Raw genomic sequence first — 21369 nt, 5'->3', positions numbered from 1 at the left:
ATCCGTCATCCGCGAATGGAGAACACGACAATGGATGTGCTGTATATCGGGGGGCTGGTGGTTTTCGCCGCGCTCACATACGCGTTGATCGCAGGCTGCGAGAAGCTGATGCAGTACCGCCGCGATCAAGGTGCGAAGGGGGTGCGGCCATGACCTGGATCTTCTGGCTATCGGGGGCGGCAACGCTGTTGCTGTTCGTCTATCTCGTCCATGCGCTGCTGCGCGCGGAGGATATCGAATGAACGGCAACACTCTGCTCCAGGCGGGGCTTTTCATCGTCATCCTGCTCGCGCTCGCGGTGCCTGTCTCGGGCTACATGACGCGCGTGCTCGACGGGCGCTCGCGCGTCGTGCGCCTGTTCGCGCCGCTCGAAAACCTGCTCTATCGCGTAGCGGGCGTCGATCCGCAGTCCGAGATGAACTGGAAGCGCTATGCGCTCGCCACCATCTCGTTCAACGTGCTCGGCGTGGGCTTTCTTTATGCGCTGCTGCGCATTCAGGGCTGGCTGCCTGGCAACCCGCAGCAGTTCGGCCCGATGACGGTGGACGGCGCGTTCAACACGGCCGTGAGCTTCGTCACCAACACCAACTGGCAGGACTACTCGCCCGAGCAAACGGTGAGCTATCTCACGCAGATGCTCGGTCTGACCGTGCAGAACTTCCTTTCGGCGGCGAACGGGCATCGTCGTCGTGATTGCGTTGATTCGCGGCTTTGCACGCCACTCGGTGCAGACCATCGGCAACTTCTGGGTCGACCTCACGCGCACGACGCTCTACATTCTCGTGCCGATGGCGGCGATCGTCGCCGCGCTCCTGATGAGCCAGGGCATGATCCAGAACTTCAAGGCGTATCAGGACGTGCCGGTGCTGCAAACCACGACCTACGCCGCGCCGAAGCTCGACGCCCAGGGCAACCCGGTGAAGGACGCGAAGGGCAATCCCGAAACGGCCGACACGAAGGTCACGTCGCAAACGCTCGCCATGGGCCCGGTCGCCTCGCAGGTCGCGATCAAGATGCTCGGGACCAACGGCGGCGGCTTCTTCAATGCGAACTCGGCGCATCCGTACGAGAACCCCACGCCGGTCTCGAACGTCATCGAAATGTTGGCGATCCTGATCATTCCGGCTGCGCTGTGCCTCGTGTTCGGCAACGTGGTCGGCGACCGCAGGCAGGGCGTGGCCGTGCTCGCGGTGATGACGGTCGCGTTCGCCGTGGCCGTGGGCGGCGTGTTGTCCGCCGAGCAGGCGGGCAATCCGATGTTCACGTCGCTCAACGTCGACCAGCACGCAAGCGCGCTGCAGGCGGGCGGCAACATGGAAGGCAAGGAGACGCGCTTCGGTATCGCGCAAACGGGCATCTTCGTCGTCGCCACCACGGCCGCCTCGTGCGGCGCCGTGAACGCGGCGCACGACTCGCTCACGCCGCTCGGCGGCCTGGTCCCGATGCTCTTCATCCAGCTTGGCGAAGTGATCTTCGGCGGTGTCGGTTCGGGTCTCTACGGCATGCTCGTGTTCGCGTTGCTCGCGGTGTTCGTGGCGGGGCTCATGATCGGCCGCACGCCGGAATACGTCGGCAAGAAGATCGAGTCGTTCGAGATGAAGATGGTGTCGATCGTCGTGCTGCTCACGCCGTTGCTCGTGCTGCTCGGCACCTCGATCGCCGTGCTCTCGGAGGCGGGCAAGGCCGGTATCGCCAATCCTGGTGCGCACGGTTTCTCCGAGATCCTGTATGCGTTCAGCTCGGCCGCCAACAACAACGGCAGCGCATTCGCCGGCCTGACCGTGAGCACGCCGTTCTACAACTGGCTGCTCGCCATTGCGATGTGGTTCGGCCGCTTCGGCACGATCATCCCGGTGCTCGCCATCGCGGGGTCGCTGGCGAGCAAGAAGCGCATTGCGGTGACGGGCGGCACGCTGCCTACGCACGGCCCGCTCTTCGTCGTGCTGCTGCTCGGCACGGTGCTGCTGGTCGGCGCGCTCACGTATGTGCCCGCGCTCGCGCTCGGTCCCGGCGTCGAGCATCTGATCATGATGGGCGTGCATTGAACGGGGGCCTTCGCAACATGAGCGAAACGAAAATGAATCAGCATAGTGCAACTCGGTCCATGTTCGATCCGGCGCTGGTGCGTCCGGCTGTCGTGGACTCATTCCGAAAACTCAACCCGCGCACGCAGTTGCGCAACCCGGTGATGTTCTGCGTGTACGTGGGCAGCGTGCTCACGACGATCCTCTGGATTGCGGCGCTCGTGGGCCAGGCCGAAGCGCCCGCGGGTTTCATCCTCGCGGTCGCGCTGTGGCTGTGGTTCACAGTGCTGTTCGCGAACTTCGCGGAAGCGCTCGCCGAAGGGCGTTCGAAGGCGCAGGCCGCATCGCTGCGCCAGGCCAAGAAAGACGTGATGGCCAAGAAGCTCAACGAGCCGCATCCGAAGGCGCCGATCCGCATCATGACGGCTTCCGACCTGCGCCGCGGCGACGTGGTGCTGGTCGAGACCGGCGACACGATTCCGGCGGACGGCGAAGTGATCGAAGGCGTGGCATCGGTGGACGAATCGGCCATCACGGGCGAATCGGCGCCGGTGATCCGCGAGTCGGGCGGCGACTTTTCTTCGGTGACGGGCGGCACGCGCGTGCTCTCCGACTGGATCGTCGTGCGCGTGACGGCGAACCCCGGTGAAGCCTTCCTCGACCGCATGATCGCGATGGTCGAAGGCGCGAAGCGCCAGAAGACGCCCAATGAAATCGCGCTCACGATCCTGCTCGTTGCGCTCTCCATCGTGCTGCTGCTCGCCACCGCGACGCTGCTGCCGTTCTCGATGTTCTCGGTCGAAGCGGCGAAGATGGGCCACGTGGTCACGATCACGGCGCTCGTGGCGCTGCTCGTCTGTCTGATTCCGACGACCATTGGCGGTCTGCTTTCGGCCATCGGCGTGGCCGGCATGAGCCGCATGATGCAGGCCAACGTGATCGCGACTTCGGGCCGCGCGGTGGAGGCCGCTGGCGACGTGGACGTGCTGCTGCTCGACAAGACCGGCACGATCACGCTCGGCAACCGTCAGGCTTCGACGTTCATTCCCGCGCCGGGCGTGAGCGAAGAAGCGCTCGCGGACGCCGCGCAACTGTCGTCGCTCGCCGACGAAACGCCGGAAGGCCGCAGCATCGTCGTGCTCGCGAAGCAGCGCTTCAACATTCGCCAGCGCGACATGCACGCGCTGCACGCCGTGTTCCTCGCGTTCAGCGCGCAAACGCGCATGAGCGGCGTGGACATGCCGGGTCGCGAAATCCGCAAGGGCGCCGCCGACGCGGTGAAGCATTATGTCGAAGCCCACGGCGGCCGTTTCCCCGGCGAAGTCGATAACGCCGTGGACGATGTGGCTCGCCGTGGCAGCACGCCGCTCGTGGTGGCCGAAATGCACGACGGCACCGCGCGCGTGCTTGGCGTGATCGAGCTGAAGGACGTGGTGAAGGGCGGCATCAAGGAGCGTTTCGCCGAGCTGCGCAAGATGGGCATCAAGACCGTGATGGTGACGGGCGACAACCGCCTGACCGCCGCCGCGATCGCCGCCGAAGCCGGAGTCGACGACTTCCTCGCACAGGCCACGCCCGAAACCAAGCTCGCGACGATCCGCGAGCACCAGGCGCAAGGCAAGCTCGTGGCAATGACGGGCGACGGCACCAACGACGCCCCGGCGCTCGCGCAGGCCGACGTGGCCGTGGCGATGAACACGGGCACCCAGGCCGCGAAGGAAGCGGGCAACATGGTCGATCTCGATTCGAACCCGACCAAGCTCATCGAGATCGTGGAGATCGGCAAGCAGATGCTCATGACGCGCGGCTCGCTCACGACCTTCTCGATCGCCAACGACGTCGCGAAGTACTTCGCGATCATCCCGGCGGCGTTCGCTTCGACGTATCCGCAACTGCGCGTGCTCGACGTCATGCACCTCACGTCGCCCTCGTCGGCGATCCTCTCGGCGGTGATCTTCAACGCGCTCATCATCGTGATGCTGATTCCGCTCGCGCTCAAGGGCGTAAAGTACCGGCCGCTCGGCGCGGCGACGCTGCTGCGCCGCAATCTGCTGGTCTACGGCCTCGGCGGCATCCTGCTGCCGTTCCCGTGCATCAAGCTGATCGACATGGCGCTTGCCGCATTCGGCTGGGTTTGAGCCGTCTGGATAGACACGGATAGATACATAGGAAGCCAAAATGAAATCGCAGTTTCGTCCTCTGATCGTGATCTTCGCCGTGCTGACGGTCATCACCGGCCTCGTGTATCCGGCCGTGATGACCGCATTCGGCCAGGCCGCGTTCCACCGTCAGGCTAACGGCAGCCTGGTCGAAGTCGACGGCAAGGTGGTGGGCAGCGCGCTCATCGGCCAGCAGTTCGATGCGCCCCAGTACTTCTGGGGCCGTCTCTCGGCCACCTCGCCGATGCCGTACAACGCGACGGGTTCGGGCGCCTCGAACCTCGGGCCGACCAACCCGGCGCTCGCCGACGAGATCAAAGGCCGCATCGACGCCTTGAAGGCCGCGGGCACCGATGTCTCGCAGCCCATTCCCGCCGACCTCGTGACGTCATCGGGCAGCGGCCTCGACCCGGAGATCTCGCCGGCTGCCGCCGCCTACCAGGTGGCGCGCGTGGCGCAGGCACGCCACCTGAGCGCAAACGACGTACAGGCGCTCGTGGACCGCTACACGAAGGGCCGTCAGTTTGGCCTGTTCGGCGAGTCGCGCGTGAACGTACTCGAGCTGAACCTCGCGCTCGACGGCAAAGAGGTTGGTTGAGCGACGATTGCCACGTCGCAACGCACGCTCGATGCCTTGTGCGTCGAGCGTGCGGTTTGCCATTTTCGTGCCACGGTGAGACGATCTTTGGTGCCCCAGGTGCAATCCACGTGAATTCCACTCCGACTTCCGCATGAACCGCCCCGATCCCGACGAACTGCTCGACCGGCTGCAGCGCGACGAAGAAAAACGCCGCCGTGGCAAGCTGAAGATTTTTTTCGGCGCGTCGGCAGGCGTCGGCAAGACCTATGCAATGCTGCAGGCTGCGCGCCGCCGCGCCGAGGAAGGCGTGGATGTGGTGGTCGGCATCGTCGAGACGCATGGCCGCAGCGAGACCGCCGCGCTCACCGCCGGCCTCGACGTCATGCCGCGTCAGCGCATTGCCTACCGCGGGCGTCTGCTCGAAGAATTCGATCTCGACGCCGCGCTCGAGCGCAAACCGCAACTCGTGCTCGTCGACGAGCTTGCCCATTCGAACGTGGCCGGCGCGCGTCACATGAAGCGCTGGCAGGACGTGTACGAGCTGCTCGACGCGGGCATCGACGTCTACACGACCGTCAATGTGCAACACCTCGAAAGCCTCAACGACGTGGTGGGGCAAATCACCGGTATTCGCGTGTGGGAGACCGTGCCCGACCGCGTGTTCGACCGCGCCGACGAAGTCACGCTCGTCGACCTGCCCGCCGAAGAACTGCTCGACCGCATGCGCGACGGCAAGGTCTACATGCCGGCGCAGGCCGAGCGCGCGGTGCGCAACTTCTTTCGCAAGGGCAACCTGATCGCGCTGCGCGAGCTGGCGCTGCGCCGCACGGCCGACCGCGTGGACGCGCAGATGCGCGAGTATCGTGCCGACCGTTCGATCCAGCACGTCTGGCAGGCGCGCGAGCGCCTGGTCGTCTGCGTGGGGCCGGGGCCCGAGGCGAGCGCGCTGGTGCGCGCCGCCGCAAGACTCGCCGCGAGCCTGAAAGCGGACTGGATCGCCGTGTATGTGGAAACGCCGAAGCTCCAGCGTTTGCCCGACGCGACGCGCGAGCGCACGCTCGGCGCGCTCAAGCTCGCCTCCGAACTCGGCGCCGAAACGGCGACGCTCGCGGGCGAGGACGCCGCGACGACACTCGTCGGCTACGCGCGGCTGCGCAATGTATCGAAGCTCGTGGCGGGCGGCTCGTTGCGCACGGGTTTTTCGCGCTGGGTGAAGCGCCCGTTCGGCGAGCGCCTGGCCGAAAAGGCCGGCGACGTCGATCTCACGCTCGTGCGCGCGAGTGCGGGCGACGCGGTGCGCTCGGGCAGTGAGCCAGGCGCGGTCAGCGCCGCAACACGCGCCGCCAACGCATGGCGCGAGGCGCTCGCGGCGGGCGGGGCCGAGCGCTCGCCGCCGCGCGCATATGCGGCCGCGCTCGTGATCTGCGCATGCGTGACGCTCGTCGCTAGCCAGCTGATCGACCGCATCGACCTTGCGAATCTCGTCATGCTGTATCTGCTCGGCGTGATCTTCGCGGCGACGAAGCTCGGGCGCGGGCCGGGCGTCATGCTTTCGTTTGCGAGCGTCGCGGCGTACGACTTTTTCTTCGTGCCGCCGCGCATGTCGTTCTCGGTAACGGACACGCAATATCTGCTGACCTTCGTCGGCATGCTGCTCACTTCGCTCGTCATCAGCCATCTCACGTCGAGCCTGCGCCGCGAGGCGAGCGTTGCGCAGCGGCGCGAACAGCGCACGGGCGCGATGTACGCGATGGCGCGCGAGCTGGCCGCGGCGCTCACCACGGAGCAGATCGTGGCGATCGGCAGCCGTCACGTGAGCGAGGTGTTTGGCGCGCGCGTGGCGCTGCTGTTGCCCGATAGCGCCGACAAGGTGCAGCAGAAGATCGAAGAGCCCGATCCGAAGATCATGCTCGACGCCGGAAACCTCGACATCGACGTGGGCCAGTGGGTGTACGACCAGCAAAAGCCAGCAGGCCACGGCACCGATACGCTGCCGGCCACGGCTGCGCGCTACTTGCCGCTCAAGGCGCCAATGCGCACGCGCGGCGTGCTCGCGGTCGTGACGCGCGACGCGCGCGAGCTGCAGGTGCCCGAGCAGCAGCGCATGCTCGACGCGTTCGCCGCGCAAATCGCGCTCGCGCTCGAGCGCGTGCACTACGTGGACATCGCGCGCGACGCGCTCGTCAACATGGAGTCGGAGCGCCTGCGCAACTCGCTGCTCTCGGCCATTTCGCACGACCTGCGCACGCCGCTCACGGCGATCGTTGGCTTCTCGTCGATGCTCGCGCAAACGCATGAGCCCGAGGAGGCGCAAGATCCCCGCTCGGGCGAGTTGATCGAGGCAATTCACGACGAGGCGCTGCGCATGACGGGCATCGTCACGAATCTGCTCGACATGGCGCGCTTGCAGGCCGGTAGCCTCAAGCTCAATCGACAATGGACGTTGCTCGAGGAAACCGTGGGCGCGGCGCTCGCCGCTTGCCGCCGCGTGCTTGCGCGGCACCCGGTCCAGGTGAAGCTGGAGGAGGGCTTGCCGCTGCTCCAGCTCGACGCCGTGCTGATGGAGCGGCTCTTTTCGAACCTGCTGGAGAACGCGGCCAAGTACACGCCCGCCGACACGCCGCTCGTCATCGCGGCGCGCCGCGTGGAGGAGGGCGGCCAGCCGTTCGTGCGCGTGTCCATCGAGGACAACGGGCCGGGTTTGCCGCCCGGCATGGGCGAGCGTGTGTTCGAGAAGTTCACGCGCGGCGAGAAGGAATCGGCCAAGCCCGGTATCGGGCTCGGACTCGCCATCTGCCGGGCGATCGTCGAAGCGCACGGGGGTACAATCGGCGCGGCTAATCGCGTCGTCGCCGACGGCCATGTGGAAGGCGCGACGTTCTGGTTCGCGCTGCCCGTGGAGTCGCCGCCGCCGCTGCCCGCCGATGTGAACGATACGTCGGAGATGCATGAAGCGCTCGATCCGCTGGAGCCGCTTGAGCCGCTTGAGCCGTCCGGCGACGCGCAACGCGCGAGCGCGACTGAACCCGTCAGCGGCGAACCGGCCCCACGGATGGCCGTCCCACGGATGGCCGCCCCCGAAAAAACCTTCGATCCCAAACCCGCAAATGAGTGACCCGAGCATCGCCGTTGTTCTGATCGAAGACGAAAAACAGATTCGCCGATTCGTGCGCGCCACGCTGGAGGGCGAGGGCTTCGTGGTGCACGACGCCGAGACCGGCAAGCAGGGCCTCGTCGAGGCCGCCACGCGCAAGCCCGACCTCGTGATCGTCGATCTGGGCCTGCCCGACACCGACGGCCTCGACGTGATCCGCGAGCTGCGCGGCTGGAGCGACCTGCCCGTCATCGTGCTTTCGGCGCGCACCCAGGAAAGCGAGAAGGTGGCCGCACTCGACGCTGGCGCCGACGACTACCTGACCAAGCCGTTCGGCGTGTCCGAGTTGCTTGCGCGCATCCGGGCGCAGTTGCGCAGGCGCAACCGCGGCGGGGCGAACGAGGCGCCGCAGGTGAGTTTCGGCGCGGTGAACGTCGACCTCGCGCTGCGCCAGGTGACGCGCGAAGGCGCGCCCGTACATCTCACGCCTATCGAGTACCGCCTGCTCGCCACGCTCGTGCGCGACGCGGGGCGCGTGCTGACGCACCGGCAGCTGCTGCGCGAGGTATGGGGGCCGTCGCATGTGGAGAGCAGCCACTACCTGCGGATCTATATGGCGCATCTGCGGCAGAAATTGGAGCGCGATCCCGCGCAGCCCGAGCACATCGTCACGGAGACAGGCGTGGGGTATCGGCTGGTCGGCGTGCAGTGAGCCTGCACCGAGCTGGTGCTATAATTACAGTTCTGTAAGGACGGCCTTGCAGTTCTTTGTCATCGGGGACGGCCCCATTTTTGAATGGAGCGTTCCCCATGTCCTGGTTTCTTCTTCTCATCGCTGGCCTGCTCGAAGTGGCGTGGGCCGCCGGTCTCAAATCTTCCGAAGGATTCACGCGGCTCTGGCCCTCGGTGTTCACCGTGGTCACGGCGCTGGGCAGCTTTGTCCTGCTCGCCATGGCCATGCGTCAATTGCCGCTCGGCACCGCCTATGCGGTGTGGACGGGCATTGGCGCGGTCGGCGCGTTCGTGTTCGGCATCGTCATGATGGGGGAGGCCGTGAGTGCCGCGCGTGTGGCGAGTGCCGCGCTGATCGTGCTTGGCCTCATCGGTCTCAAGCTTTCTTCGGCGGCTTGATTCAATTCGCTGTGCATACTTCGGCCATCACCCAGTGCCGCGGCCGCGCAACACCGCTGCGGCACCGCAGCGAGCGTGGCTATAATGGAACGGTCATAACCCGATAACACTCCGCGCCGCATGAGCGGCGAGCGTGTGCGCACAGCGCCTGCTCTCCTGTTTCGCGCGTGGAGCGCCGGCGCCCCGGCCGCGCCGCGCGAGGAGGCAGCCATGCTGGAACCACTTTCGCTAGCAGCGGGCCTGTCCTGGGGCAGCGGCCTGCGCCTCTACCTCACGGTGCTGATGGCCGGCGTACTGCAACGTCTTGGCCTGATTCACCTCCCCGACACGCTTGTCGTGCTCGCTTCGCCATGGGTGATCGGCATTGCCGCAGCGCTCACGGTGCTCGAATTCCTCGCCGACAAGATCCCCGCGTTCGACTCGCTCTGGGACGCGGTGCATACGTTCATTCGCATTCCGGCTGGAGCCGTGCTGGCGGCCGGCGCGCTCGGTCACGCCGATCCGGCGCTGTTGACCGTCGCCGCGCTGGCGGGCGGCACACTCGCAGGCACGGCGCATCTCGCCAAGGCGGGCACGCGCGCGCTCATCAATCTTTCTCCCGAGCCGGTATCGAACGTCGTCACGTCGAGCGCCGAGGACGGCATGACCTTCGTGGGCGTGCTGCTCGCGTTCTTCGTGCCGCTGCTCTTCCTTGTCATGCTCGTGGCCTTTCTCGTGCTCGCGGCCTGGGCGCTGCCACGCCTGTGGCGCGGCGTGCAAGGCGGTTTTCGCGGCATGGCGACGCACATGGTTTCGCGTCTTTCGTTGCGGGGTCGTCACGATTGAGCGGCGGCGCGCCTCCTTCTTCCAACGCAAAGCCTCCGCGCAGCGAAGGCGGCCCGGGCTTCGTGCAGGCTGAGCCGCCCGGCGCAACCGGCGGCGGCCAGGGCGGTCGTGGGCCCGTGGCCGTGCGTACCACCCCAGGCTGGTCCGATCTCGTGCATCTTGCCGCGCGCATGACGGCACGCGATTGGCGCGCGGGCGAACTGACCATGCTGCTGCTCGCGCTCGTGCTCGCCGTGGCGGCGCTCGCCAGCGTCGGCTTTCTCGCCGACCGCCTGCAGCGCGGTCTCGAACGCGACGCCCGGCGCATGATCGCCGCCGATTTCATCGTGCGCGCCGATCACCCGGTCGATCCCATGTTTGCGCGCGAGGCGCAGTCGCTCTCGCTGCGCACGGCGACCACGGCGATCTTTCCGAGCATGGTGGGTTCGGGGGCCGGCGCTTCCGCCGCTCCTGGCGCAACGGCCACGCGCCTTGCAGCCATCAAAGCCGTGTCGGCGAACTATCCGCTGCGCGGCGCGCTGCGCATCGCCGCGGCGCCGGGCGCGCCCGATCATGCGGCGCAGGGCATTCCGCCACCCGGCACCGTCTGGGTGGACGACGAACTGCTCGAAGCGCTCAAGTTGCATATTGGCGACACAGTGAAGGTCGGCACGCGCACCTTCACCGTGAACGCGCTCATCACCAAAGAACTCGACCGTGGCTTTTCCTTCGTGAACTTCTCGCCGCGCCTCATGATGCGCGCGGACGAAGTCGCGTCGACGGGGCTGATCGGCTATGGCAGCCGCGTGACCTACCGGTTGCTCGTGGCGGGCGCCGATCCGGCCGTCGCGCAGTTCGCGTCCTGGTCGCGCGAGCGTGTGGATGGCGGCAAGATGCGCGGCGTCGCGCTCGAATCGCTCCAGGACGGCCAGCCGCAGGTGCGCGAGACGCTCGACCGCGCGCGCCACTTCCTCACGCTCGTTTCGTTGCTCACGGCGCTGCTCGCGGCCGTGGCGATCGCGATGGCCGCGCATCGCTACACGCGCCGCCATCTCGATGCGTGCGCGGCGATGCGCTGCCTCGGCGCGAGTCAACGTACGCTGCGCACGCTCTTCGTGCTGGAGTTCGCTGGGCTCGGGCTCACGGGCGGGGCGGTAGGCGTCGCGCTCGGCTACGCGGGCCACCTCGCGCTGCTGGCGTGGCTCGGCAATCTCATTGACGTCGTGCTGCCGCAGCCCGGACCGCTGCCCGTGCTCGAAGGCATCGCCGCTGGCCTCGTGTTGCTGCTCGGCTTCGCGCTGCCGCCGCTCTTGCCGCTCACGCGCGTGCCGCCGGTGCGCGTGCTGCGCCGCGAGTGGGGCGACGAAGGGCGCGCCGCGTGGGCGGCGTATGGCGTTGGCATTGCGCTCTTTGCGGGGCTGCTCGTGATCGCGGCGGGCGAGTTGAAGCTCGGCGGCATCGTCGCTGGCGGCTTCGCGATCGGGCTGCTCTTGTTCGCTTGCGTGGCGCGCGTGGCGCTCTGGTGTGCTGCGCGCGTGGCGCGCAGCGGGCGGCTCTCCGGCCAGGCGCGCGCGGGCGTGGGCTGGCGCTATGCGCTGGCGTCGCTCGAACGGCGGCCGGGCGCAAGCGCGCTGCAGATCACGGCGCTCGCCATCGGCCTCATGTGCCTGTTGCTGATCGCGATGACGCGCAACGACCTCGTCGATGGCTGGCGCAAGTCCACACCGCCAGACGCGCCCAATGAGTTCCTCATCGACATCCAGCCCGACCAGCGCGACGCCGTGGCGGCCTGGCTGCGCACGCATGGCATTGCCGGCGCCAACGATAGCGATCTCCAGCCGATGGTGCGCGGGCGCCTCATCTCGATCAACGGCAAGCCCGTGAATCCCGACTCGTACAAGAGCGAGGATGCGCGCCGCCTGGTGGACCGCGAGTTCAATCTCTCGTACACGACGAAGCTGCCCGACGACAACCGCATCGAGGCGGGCGCCTGGTATGGCGATTCGGGCACGCCGCAGCTTTCGATCGAGCAGGGTCTCGCGAAGCTCATCAACGTGAAGCCCGGCGACGTGCTCAAGTTCGACGTGACCGGCCTCGAAGTCACGGCGCCCGTGACGAGCGTGCGCAAGCTCGACTGGGGCTCGTTCAAGGTCAACTTCTTCGTGCTGATGCCGCCCGGGCTGCTGCGCGATTTTCCGGCGACCTACATCACGAGCTTTCACCTGCCGCCTGGACAGCGCGAGGTCGTGGACGGTCTCGTCGCGCGCTATCCCAACGTCACCGCGATCGACATCGCTCCGATTCTCGCGCAGATCGAGCGCGTGCTCGAGCAGGTGATCGGCGCGGTGCAGTTCCTCTTTCTCTTTACGCTCGCCGCCGGCGTGCTGGTGCTCTACGCGGCGCTCGCGGGCACGCGCGATGAGCGCATGCGCGAGTCGGCGCTGCTGCGCGCGCTCGGGGCTTCGCACCAGCAGGTGCGCGCGGTGCAGGTGGCCGAGTTCATCTCCGTGGGGGCGCTCGCGGGGCTCTTGGCGGCGATCGGCGCGCAGGTGATCGGCTCGGTGCTCGCCACGCACGTGTTTCTGTTCTATCTCCCGTTCGATCCGTGGCTCTTCCCGGCCGGCATCGCCGCTGGCGTGGTGTGCGCAGGCGTGGGCGGGTGGATCAGCCTGCGGCACGTGCTCGCGCGGCCGGCGCTGCAGTCGCTGCGCGATGCCTGAGGCGCGAGGCGACAACCCGCCGCCACGCGCCGCTATGCGAGAATTGTTGGTTTACGGCAGTGTGTTGCCGTCCCTCTTTTTGTTCTGATTCAACCGTATGACCGATCCAGCCGACGAAGCGCCGCAGAAACCCACGGCCTTCGAACTCGTCGGCGGCGAGGCGCGCGTGCGCGAGCTCGTCGACCGTTTTTATGACCTGATGGACCTCGAGGCCGACTTTGCGGGCATTCGCGCGATGCACCCGCAAACGCTCGACGGTTCACGCGACAAGCTGTTCTGGTTCCTCTGCGGCTGGCTTGGCGGCCCGGACCATTACATCGAGCGCTTCGGTCATCCGCGTTTGCGCGCGCGCCATTTGCCGTTTGCGATCGCCTCGTCCGAGCGCGATCAGTGGCTGCGCTGCATGGCGTGGGCGATGGAAGACGTGGGCCTGCCGGAGCCGCTGCGCGAGCGCCTGCTGCACTCGTTCTTCGATACCGCCGACTGGATGCGCAATCACCCGGGTTGATTCGCCGCGCCCGATTGTGCCGGTCCGTGGGCCGGTACAGTCAGGCGCTCGCGCGTCGCGGCCGTCCAGCGGGGCGTTCCACGAGGCGGCCATAATGCCCCTTTGGATCGCGGCCGCCTTTGCGCGGCCAGCCGTCAGCAAAACAAGGAGACACCCACGATGATGACCACCCGCGCGCTCTTTCGCGAAGACGCCTATCTCACGCAGTGCGAAGCGACCGTGCTTGCCGTTGGCGAGGACGGCGTGCGGCTCGACCAGACCGTGTTCTATCCGCTCGGCGGCGGCCAGGCCGGCGACGCCGGCGCGCTGGTGCTCGCCGACGGCACGCGCATCGAGATTGCCGACACCCGCAAGGCGAAGTTCGAAGGCGCGACGCCCGACGACGCGCTGCACGTTCCCGCGCCCGGCCAGGAAGCGCTGCTCGCGCGCCTCGCCGCCGGAGAGCGCGTGCGCGCCGAGATCGACTGGGCGCGCCGCCACCGGCACATGCGCCTGCATACGGCGAGCCATCTGATGTGCGCCGTGCTGCCGTACCCCGTGGACGGCTGCAGCATCACGACCGACTATGCGCGCCTCGATTTCGCCACGGTCGAGCCGATCGAGCGCGACATGGTGGAGGCGCGGCTTGCCGAACTCGTGTCGGGCGCGCATGCGGTGGCGACCGAATGGATCACCGACGAAGAGATGGCGCAACGCCCCGAACTCGTGCGCACGATGAGCGTGAAGCCGCCGATGGGCTTGGGCCGTGTGCGGCTCTTGCGCATCGAGAGCGTGGACTTGCAGCCTTGCGGCGGCACGCACGTACGCAACACGCAGGAGATCGGTGCGCTGCGCGTGGCAAAGCTGGAGAAGAAAAGCGCGCGCACGCGGCGTCTCGTGCTGGAACTGGCGTAATGCATCTCGACGCGCGAGCGCGTGAGGTGCTCGATTTCTGGTTCGGTGAGCCGGGTTCGGAAGCTTTCGGCCGCGAGCGCAAGATGTGGTTTCGCAAGAACGCAGCGTTCGACGCAAAGCTGCGCGAACGCTTCGGCGCGCTGCTCGACGCCGCGTGCGCGGGCGAACTCGACGCATGGTGCGAGACGCCCGAAGGTGCGCTCGCGCTCGTGATCGTGCTCGACCAGTTTTCGCGCAACTGCCATCGCGGCACGCCGCACGCGTTCTCCGCGGACGACAAGGCGCTTGCCGTCGCGCGTGCGATGGTGGCGAGCGGCGCGGATCTGCGTCTGCCCACGCTGCAGCACCGCTCGTTCGCCTATCTGCCGTTCGAGCATGCCGAAAGCGCCGAAGCGCAGCGCGAATCGCTGCGACTCTTCGGCGAGCTGGCGAAAGAGCCTGAAGGGAAGGGCTACTACGATTACGCAGTGCGCCACGCGAAGGTCATCGAGCGTTTTGGACGCTTTCCCCATCGCAATGCGCAACTGGGCCGCGTGTCCACCGACGAAGAGACCGCGTTCCTGCGCGAGCGCGGTTCGTCGTTCTAGCTGAGTCCTGCGCTCGGCTTCAGCGCCCGCCGCTCACGTCGAGCAGGGCGCCTGTGACGTAAGACGCGGCGTCGCTCAGCAACCACACGATCGTTTGCGCGACTTCGTCGGCGCTGCCGGGCCGGCCGAGCGGCGTTTGCGCGCCGAGCACGGCGGCGCGATCCGGGCGACCGCCGCTCGCGTGAATCTCGGTGTCGATGAGGCCCGGGCGCACGGCGTTCACGCGCACGCCCTGCGGGCCGAGTTCCTTGGCAAGTCCAATTGTCATCGTGTCGACCGCGCCCTTCGACGACGCATAGTCGACATATTCGTTGGGCGAGCCCAGCCGCGCGGCAGCAGACGAGACGTTGACGATCGCGCCGCCGTCGCCGCCGCGATCCTTCGACATGCGCCGCGCCGCTTCACGCGCGCACAGAAACGCGCCGTACACGTTCACGTCGAACATGCGCTTCAGGCGCTCGGCGCTCATGTCGGCGACCTGGCTGCCAGGCGCCACGATGCCTGCGTTGTTCACGAGCGCATCGATACGGCCATAGGCCGATTCGAGCGCGTCGAACATCGCGATGACGTCCGCCTCGTTCGCCACGTCGCCGCGCAGCACGCGCGCGTGGCCGCCTGCGCGGCCCACTTCGGCGGCGGTTTCGTCGGCGGCCGGTTCGTTGTGCAGATAGTTGACGCCCACGGTCCAGCCGTGCGCGCCAAGCAGACGCGCCGTCGCGCGGCCAATGCCGCGGCTTGCGCCGGTGATCAGGACAACCTTGCTCATTGCGACGTACTCATCGTAGTGACTGCGGTTTGTCGAGGGAACAGAAGCGTGCGGCTAGATCAAACGTTCTCGCGCAAGTCCGCCCACTTGTCCTTCTCGGGCGCGTGGTAGCGCTGAAGCTTGGCGATCAGCGCCGCGGGATCGCTGTCGGTCTGCAGCATGTCGCGGTAGGTCTGGCGCATGAAGCCTTCGCGCACCGTGTGGTCGAGCAGCGACATCAGCGGATCGTAAAAGCCGCCGATGTTCAGCACGCCCACCGGCTTGCGGTGATAGCCGAGCTGCGCCCAGGTGTAGACCTCGAACAGCTCTTCGAGCGTGCCGGCGCCGCCAGGCATCGCGACGAACGCGTCCGAGAGGTCGGCCATCATTTTCTTGCGATGGTGCATGTCGGGCACGACGTGCAGCTCGGTGAGGCCCGCATGGCCCACTTCCTTGTCCACCAGCAGCTCGGGAATCACGCCAATGGCGCGGCCGCCGCCCGCCATCACGGTGTCGGCGATCACGCCCATCAGGCCGACCTTGCCGCCGCCATAAACGAGCGCGAGGTTCGAGGCGACGAGCGCGCGGCCAAAGGCCTGGGCGGCTTCGGTATAAATCGGATTGGCTCCGGGTGAGGAGCCGCAATACACGCAGACTGCTTTCATTCGGCTTTGGCCTTTATTCGCGGTTGTCCTTGGCGGCGCCCGCGCCTTCGCGCGGCGGCAGGTAGTCGTAGAACTCGCGCTTCGGGAGCTTGCCCGAGACGAGATCGTCGAACAGCTCGCGCGCGCGGCCGCGCAGATACGGCGCCATCAGCGAGACGATCTGCACGCTCACCTGGTGCAGCTCGTCGCGAATCGCTTCCTGGTCGTTGTACTTGCGCGGGTTCATCACGAACTGGTACGAGAGCCAGTAGGTGGCGATCACGCCGATGTTGGTCGAGATCACATCGATCTCGGCGGGCGTGGCGACCATGTCGCCGTCTTCCACGAGCTGCTCGCAGAACTGCTTCGCGAAGTGCACCTTGTGGCTGATGATCTGCTTGAAATGCATCTCCAGCGTGCGGTTGCGCGCGAGCAGGTCGTTCAGGTCGCGATAGAGAAAGCGGTAGCGCCACGTGAAGTCCACCATGTACTGCAGGTACGCCCACATCTCGTCGATGGTGGCGCGATGGTCTTCGGGAAAGCGCAGACGCTTTTCGATCTCCTGCTCGAACTGGCTGAAGATGCTGTTGATGATGTCGTCTTTGTTGCGGAAGTGGTAGTACAGGTTGCCTGGACTGATCTCCATTTCCTCGGCGATGGTCGTCGTGGTGACGTTCGGCTCGCCGATTTCATTGAACAGTTTCAACGACAACTCGAGAATCCGTTCACGTGTACGGCGGGGAGGTTTGGCATCCATGTCGTCCGGCCCTGAAAATGCTGTGCCGGGCGCGAGGCGCCCGCTTCTATGTTGCGGTGCGCGCGGCCCGGACGCGGTTGGTCGTTATAAGACTGTCGTTCGATTATAAACCGACGGCCCGCGCGCACCGACAGCTTGCGCCCGTCAAGCGCGTGGGGCGGAGGCGGGGCCCCGCTATCCGGGGGTGTTTGGGCGCTAGAGTACGCCGATTCCGTGCAGCAGCAGCGGCCCGAAGCGGGGTACGAGGATCAGCCCCCAGGTCAGCACGCAGAGCAGCAAGGCGAGCGTGACGGCCGCGCTGCCCAGGTCCTTGGCGCGGCCCGAAAGCTCGTTGCGCTCGAGGCCGATGCGGTCGACGGCGTTTTCGATGCTCGAATTGAGCAGCTCGACGATCAGCACGAGGATCACCGAGCCGAGCAGCAGTACGCGCTCGACCGGCTCGACCGGAATGAACACGCCGATGGGCACGAGGATGGCCGCGAGCGTGAGCTCCTGGCGAAACGCACTCTCCTCGCGGATGGCGGCGCGAAAGCCCTTGATCGAGTACTTGAGCGCTTTCCATGCTCGGGTAATGCCACGGTTGCCCTTGTACGGGTTGAAGGGCAACGGAGCGAGCGGATCGTCGGGGCCGAGCGGTTCGTGCAGGTGCGGCGGCTCGGGCGGCTCCGGTGGGGCTGCGCGTGGCGCGACAGGAGCGGCGTGCTCGCTTACCGATGCGGTTTGCGGCTCGACGCCGGGTGCGGCAGCTGAATTAGCGGCAGAAGCCGGCGCGCGCGGATCGAGCGCTTCGGCGGTACGCGCGGCACGCGTCGAGCCGCCCGCACTTTGGCGGGCTGGCGGATTGGGATTGTGTGCGCCTTGGGCGCTATGCGGCGGTGACGGAGGACGGGGCGTCATGGTGGTGCCAGGTAGTACCCCAGTATCGCACGCGTGAGAGGCGGTTGCGCCGGGGTCGTCCGTCTCCCCGGCGCGCTCGCGGACAATCGATGCGCGGACCATGGCCGGCCTCGTGCTCAGGCGGCAGCGCTGGAAGGCTCCATCGTCGCGCGCGAGCGCGGCTTGAGATGCGCCGCGAATTGCTCCGAAGCCGCACGCCACGAGAAGCGCTCGGCCCAGGCGCGCGCCTCGGCGCGATCGATCTTCAACGCTTCGAGACACGCTTCGCGCAGGTCGTCGTTCATCGAGCCCGCGCCGCCCGTGCCGAGCACGTCGATCGGGCCCGTCACCGGGTAGGCTGCCACCGGCGTGCCGCATGCGAGCGCTTCGAGCAGCACGAGGCCGAAAGTGTCAGTGCGGCTCGGGAACACGAAGACGTCGGCGGCTGCGTAGACCTTCGCGAGCTCGGGCTGGCTCAGGACACCCAGGTAATTCGCCTGGGGATAGCGCGACTTCAGCTCGGCGAGCGCCGGACCTTCGCCACACACCCATTTCGAGCCTGGCAGATCGAGCTTGAGAAACGCCTCGACGTTCTTTTCCACGGCTACGCGGCCCACATAGAGGAAGATGGGGCGCGCCGTGTTGAGCACCTTCGACTCCATGGGCCGGAAGATGTCGAGGTCCACGCCGCGCGTCCACAGCACGACGTTCGTGAAGCCGAACTTCTCGAGGTCGGTCTTCACGACGGGCGTGGGCGCCATGACTGCGAGCGAAGGCTTGTGGAACCAGCGCAGGAATCGGTACGTCAAGGACAGCGGTACGCCGAAGCGCGCCTGCACGTACTCGGGAAAGCGCGTGTGATAAGCGGTCGTGAACGGCAGGTCGTGATCGATCGCGTAGCGGCGCGCGGCGAGTCCGAGGGGACCTTCGGTCGCGATGTGGATGGCATCGGGGCCGAATGCGCGAATGCGGTCCCGCAGATGTCGCTTCGGAAACAGCGAGAGCTTGATTTCCGGGTACGTGGGGCACGGTATCGTGCGGAACTCCAGCGGCGTGAGCAGTTCGACCTGATGTCCGAGCGCGATGAGTTCGCGCGTCGTGTTTTTCAGCGTTCGAACCACGCCATTTACCTGCGGCTCCCATGCATCGGTCACGATCATTACTTTCATTGGTCGTCGGCCCTCTCGTCGTTACGTAGTGCGGTTATGGCTGCAGTTGCGTAGCGGTAGTCGTTTCTCAAACGGCGCTCACGCGCGCCTTGCGCGTCGAGACCTGCGCTTCCGGTGCGCGCTTCACGGTCCAGTAGACGATGCGCAACTCGCCCTCGAACGTCTCGACGAGCGCGGAAAGGCTTTCCACCCAGTCGCCGTCGTTGCAGTACAGAATGCCGTCGATGTCGCGGATCTCGGCCTTGTGGATGTGGCCGCAAACCACGCCGTCGCAGCCGCGGCGGCGCGCCTCGTCGGTCATCACGCGCTCGAACGAGGAGATGAAGTTCACCGCGTTCTTCACCTGATGCTTGAGGTACTGCGAGAGCGACCAGTACTGGAAGCCGAGCTTCGCGCGCACGCGGTTGAACCAGCGGTTGAGCAGGAGGATCAGCGTATAGGCCGAGTCGCCGAGATAGGCGAGCCACTTGGCGTGCTGAATCACACCGTCGAACAGGTCGCCGTGCACGACCCACAAGCGTTTGCCGGCAAGCGTCGTGTGAAAGGCTTCCTCGCGCACGTGGATGTCACCGAACGCGAGATTGCAGAACTGGCGCGCGCTCTCGTCGTGGTTGCCCGGAATGTAGATGACCTGGGTGCCCTTGCGCGCCTTGCGCAGCACCTTTTGCACGACGTCGTTGTGCGCCTGCGGCCAGTACCAGCCCTTCTTCAACTGCCATCCGTCGATGATGTCGCCCACGAGGTACAGATACTCCGACTCGTTGTGGCGCAGAAAGTCGAGCAGATACGAGGCCTGGCAGCCGCCTGTGCCGAGATGGATATCGGACAGCCAGATCGTGCGGTAGCGCGTGGGGTCGGGGTGATCGTCGTCGTGGGAGCCGCTGCTTGAGGCGTCGTCGAACGAAGCGGGCGGCAGGGGCGGGGCGGGAAAGGTGGCTCCGCCGGGGGACGGGTGGAACGTGGCGGAATCGGTGCCTCGTCCGGTGGTCTGCCGGAACAGGGTGGTCGCTGACGTCTTTTGGGCCATGGCGCGCGCGGCAGGTTGGAATACGCGCATTGCGCCATGCCGCCGTGACGGCAACATGACAGTCACGAGAAGGTCTCGTTACGCAGTCCCAGGTGGTGCCATGCCCACGCTTTTCCGGCGCGAGGGAGAATGCGATGTGGCTGCTACGCCGACGTGCGCTGTCGCGCAATTGCGACAATGCGCGTGCCCGCAATGCGGTCGTGAAGGAACTGCCGGTCGTGGGAGAAGCGGGCGCTGGCGGCCCAGATCGCGAACCAGACGGCTTCGAGGGCGAGCGTGTGCGGAACGGAAAGACTGAGCAGCGGATGCAGCACGAGCGGCGGCAGGAACCACAGCCACGCGGCGAGGTAGCGCAGCGCTGCTCGCGCGAGCGTGGGCGGCTGGCCGTCCGGGCCGATCACACGCAGGCGCCAGGTCTTCATCGGCAGTGTTTGCCCGCCTTTGTGCCAGAAGCCGACGAAGTACACGCCGGCCACGAAGATGATCCAGGCCGCCATCGCGTTGTGATGCGTGTAGCCGTTGCGTTGCTGCATGACGAGGCTGAACGCGAGTCCGGCGGCAAAGACGACACCGAAAAGCAGCACGCTCTCGTAGACGAACGCGGCGAGGCGGCGGCGAATCGAAACAGGCGCGAGTTCAACGGGGAAGACGACGGCGGACGGCAGGGCGGCGGCTTGGGCGCTTTCGGACACGATGGCGTCGGTTCGGGGACGGGACGCCCGAGCATAACCTCGAAAACGCGCGCGGCGAAATGGTCGGAACGCTGCGGCGGGGTTAACGAGGGGGTGCGAGCGCCGGTGGAGGCTTCAGGAGCCCTTGAACGCCGCGGGTGCTTCGGCGGGTGAGACAGGAATCGGCGTGGCCGGCACGAAGCTGCCGGCAGCGGGAATGCCCGACGCAAACGACGAAGCTGCCGGCGGCTCGCTCGGCGTGCCAGGCGCCGTGGGCGCGAGACCCGAACCCGTGCTGCTCGCGCCAGCTGTGCCCGATGCCCCGGTGACGCCGGGCGCATGCGGCAAACCGCCATGATCGCGCTCGTTGACGAGGCGCTGGATATCGCGAATCTCGCTCTTGTTGCCGCTCGGCGGGGCGCTCACGACGGTGGGCCGGCGCTTGTGCTCGCTCGCGGCAAGGCGTTCTTTCTGCTCTTCGGGGAGCTGCTGGTAAGCCTTCCAGGCGCGCTGGCGCGCCTGCGCCGGCAATTCCTTGGACACCTGGTAGTTTTCGCGCGCGACGCGCCGTTGCTCCGGCGTCATGCCGACCCATTCCGCCATGCGTTCATGCAGGCGTTTCTGTGTTTCGGGCGACATCTTCGGGTAACGCGAGGCGATCTTCAGCCATTTGCGTTTTCGCTCGTCGCTGAAGCGGTCCCATTCGACGGCGAACGGCGCGAGAGCGACGTGCTGCGCTTCGCTGAGGCGCGCCCACGCGAGCGGGTCGGACTGGCCGCCAGGCGACGGCGCGAACGCGGTCGCAATCGGATTGTCGGCCGAGGGCGCTTTCACTTGCGCGGCCGCGCCAGCGGTGATTTCGCCAGTCGGCTCGGGGTGAAAGCGCGGGTAGGTCGCCACATACGACACGACTGCCGCGACCACAGATCCAATGACAACGGCCAGGCCGCGCTTGTAACTCACCCCGTCGGTCTCCTGC

20 protein-coding genes and 1 pseudogene are annotated in these 21369 nt (G+C 66.8%); 13 read left to right on the top strand and 8 right to left on the bottom strand.

Annotated features, from left to right (window positions below; genetic code table 11):
• The first annotated feature begins 30 nt into the window (after positions 1–30).
• The 13 genes and pseudogenes from U5A58_RS31340 (at position 31) to U5A58_RS31280 (ending at position 14501) form a co-directional block, all read left to right on the top strand.
• On the top strand, positions 31–153 hold the full coding sequence (locus U5A58_RS31340) for a potassium ABC transporter ATPase (protein ID WP_069265305.1): 123 nt from the start codon (positions 31–33) through the stop codon (positions 151–153).
• Positions 150–242 (top strand): K(+)-transporting ATPase subunit F, encoded by a 93-nt coding sequence (gene kdpF, locus U5A58_RS31335; protein ID WP_027819619.1) that lies wholly within the window; start codon positions 150–152, stop codon positions 240–242. The genes U5A58_RS31340 and kdpF overlap by 4 nt, the downstream gene beginning before the upstream one ends.
• Positions 239–2045 (top strand): annotated as a pseudogene (gene kdpA / locus U5A58_RS31330) (potassium-transporting ATPase subunit KdpA). The gene kdpF and the pseudogene kdpA overlap by 4 nt, the downstream one beginning before the upstream one ends.
• A gap of 32 nt (positions 2046–2077) precedes the next feature.
• Complete coding sequence (gene kdpB / locus U5A58_RS31325; protein ID WP_321964315.1) at positions 2078–4162, top strand: potassium-transporting ATPase subunit KdpB; 2085 nt, start codon at positions 2078–2080, stop codon at positions 4160–4162.
• Positions 4163–4202: 40 nt separating this feature from the next.
• Complete coding sequence (gene kdpC, locus U5A58_RS31320; RefSeq protein WP_321964314.1) at positions 4203–4781, top strand: potassium-transporting ATPase subunit KdpC; 579 nt, start codon at positions 4203–4205, stop codon at positions 4779–4781.
• Between the two features lie 133 nt (positions 4782–4914).
• Positions 4915–7878 (top strand): sensor histidine kinase KdpD, encoded by a 2964-nt coding sequence (locus tag U5A58_RS31315; RefSeq protein ID WP_321964313.1) that lies wholly within the window; start codon positions 4915–4917, stop codon positions 7876–7878.
• Positions 7871–8569: a two-component system response regulator KdpE gene (gene kdpE, locus U5A58_RS31310; RefSeq protein WP_321914688.1), complete on the top strand. Its 699-nt coding sequence runs from the start codon at positions 7871–7873 to the stop codon at positions 8567–8569. The genes U5A58_RS31315 and kdpE overlap by 8 nt, the downstream gene beginning before the upstream one ends.
• 98 nt (positions 8570–8667) lie before the next feature.
• On the top strand, positions 8668–8988 hold the full coding sequence (gene sugE, locus U5A58_RS31305; protein ID WP_254319094.1) for a quaternary ammonium compound efflux SMR transporter SugE: 321 nt from the start codon (positions 8668–8670) through the stop codon (positions 8986–8988).
• Positions 8989–9198: 210 nt separating this feature from the next.
• Complete coding sequence (locus tag U5A58_RS31300) at positions 9199–9813, top strand: DUF4126 domain-containing protein (RefSeq protein WP_321964312.1); 615 nt, start codon at positions 9199–9201, stop codon at positions 9811–9813.
• A 170-nt stretch (positions 9814–9983) separates the two neighbouring features.
• Positions 9984–12512 (top strand): ABC transporter permease, encoded by a 2529-nt coding sequence (locus U5A58_RS31295; RefSeq protein ID WP_321964377.1) that lies wholly within the window; start codon positions 9984–9986, stop codon positions 12510–12512.
• A gap of 97 nt (positions 12513–12609) precedes the next feature.
• Positions 12610–13020: a group II truncated hemoglobin gene (locus U5A58_RS31290; RefSeq protein WP_158757369.1), complete on the top strand. Its 411-nt coding sequence runs from the start codon at positions 12610–12612 to the stop codon at positions 13018–13020.
• 162 nt (positions 13021–13182) lie between these two features.
• The gene (locus tag U5A58_RS31285; RefSeq protein WP_321964376.1) at positions 13183–13914 is read left to right on the top strand and encodes an alanyl-tRNA editing protein; all 732 of its coding nucleotides are present in this window, start codon (positions 13183–13185) and stop codon (positions 13912–13914) included.
• The gene (locus U5A58_RS31280; protein WP_321964311.1) at positions 13914–14501 is read left to right on the top strand and encodes a DUF924 family protein; all 588 of its coding nucleotides are present in this window, start codon (positions 13914–13916) and stop codon (positions 14499–14501) included. Before U5A58_RS31285 ends, U5A58_RS31280 begins: the two co-directional genes overlap by 1 nt.
• A gap of 19 nt (positions 14502–14520) precedes the next feature.
• On the opposite strand, the gene U5A58_RS31275 is transcribed toward U5A58_RS31280, so the two are convergent.
• The 8 genes from U5A58_RS31275 to U5A58_RS31240 all read right to left on the bottom strand — a co-directional run bounded on the left by U5A58_RS31275 (position 14521) and on the right by U5A58_RS31240 (position 21353).
• On the bottom strand, positions 14521–15267 hold the full coding sequence (locus U5A58_RS31275; RefSeq protein ID WP_321914685.1) for an SDR family oxidoreductase: 747 nt from the start codon (positions 15265–15267) through the stop codon (positions 14521–14523).
• Between the two features lie 59 nt (positions 15268–15326).
• Positions 15327–15911, bottom strand: a complete 585-nt coding sequence (locus tag U5A58_RS31270) for a TIGR00730 family Rossman fold protein (protein ID WP_321964310.1) — start codon at positions 15909–15911, stop codon at positions 15327–15329.
• A gap of 13 nt (positions 15912–15924) precedes the next feature.
• Positions 15925–16647 carry a TetR/AcrR family transcriptional regulator gene (locus U5A58_RS31265; RefSeq protein WP_158757374.1) on the bottom strand — a complete coding sequence of 241 codons (723 nt, stop codon included), beginning with the start codon at positions 16645–16647 and terminating at the stop codon, positions 15925–15927.
• 195 nt (positions 16648–16842) lie between these two features.
• Positions 16843–17544 (bottom strand): diacylglycerol kinase, encoded by a 702-nt coding sequence (locus U5A58_RS31260; protein WP_321964309.1) that lies wholly within the window; start codon positions 17542–17544, stop codon positions 16843–16845.
• A 116-nt stretch (positions 17545–17660) separates the two neighbouring features.
• Positions 17661–18692, bottom strand: a complete 1032-nt coding sequence (locus tag U5A58_RS31255; protein WP_321914682.1) for a glycosyltransferase family 1 protein — start codon at positions 18690–18692, stop codon at positions 17661–17663.
• Positions 18693–18759: 67 nt separating this feature from the next.
• Positions 18760–19719, bottom strand: coding sequence for a UDP-2,3-diacylglucosamine diphosphatase (locus U5A58_RS31250; protein ID WP_321914681.1), 960 nt, complete (start codon positions 19717–19719; stop codon positions 18760–18762).
• Positions 19720–19862: 143 nt separating this feature from the next.
• A complete protein-coding gene (locus tag U5A58_RS31245; RefSeq protein ID WP_415774320.1) occupies positions 19863–20411 on the bottom strand; it encodes an RDD family protein in 549 nt (182 codons plus the stop codon).
• A gap of 114 nt (positions 20412–20525) precedes the next feature.
• Complete coding sequence (locus U5A58_RS31240; protein WP_321964308.1) at positions 20526–21353, bottom strand: DUF3106 domain-containing protein; 828 nt, start codon at positions 21351–21353, stop codon at positions 20526–20528.
• Positions 21354–21369: the final 16 nt, after the last annotated feature.

It is taken from the genome of Paraburkholderia sp. J7 (assembly GCF_905220155.1).
Classification (GTDB): Bacteria; Pseudomonadota; Gammaproteobacteria; order Burkholderiales; family Burkholderiaceae; genus Paraburkholderia.
The sequence above is the reverse complement of the archived record's forward strand: the minus strand, read 5'-3'. Positions and strand labels throughout refer to the sequence as shown.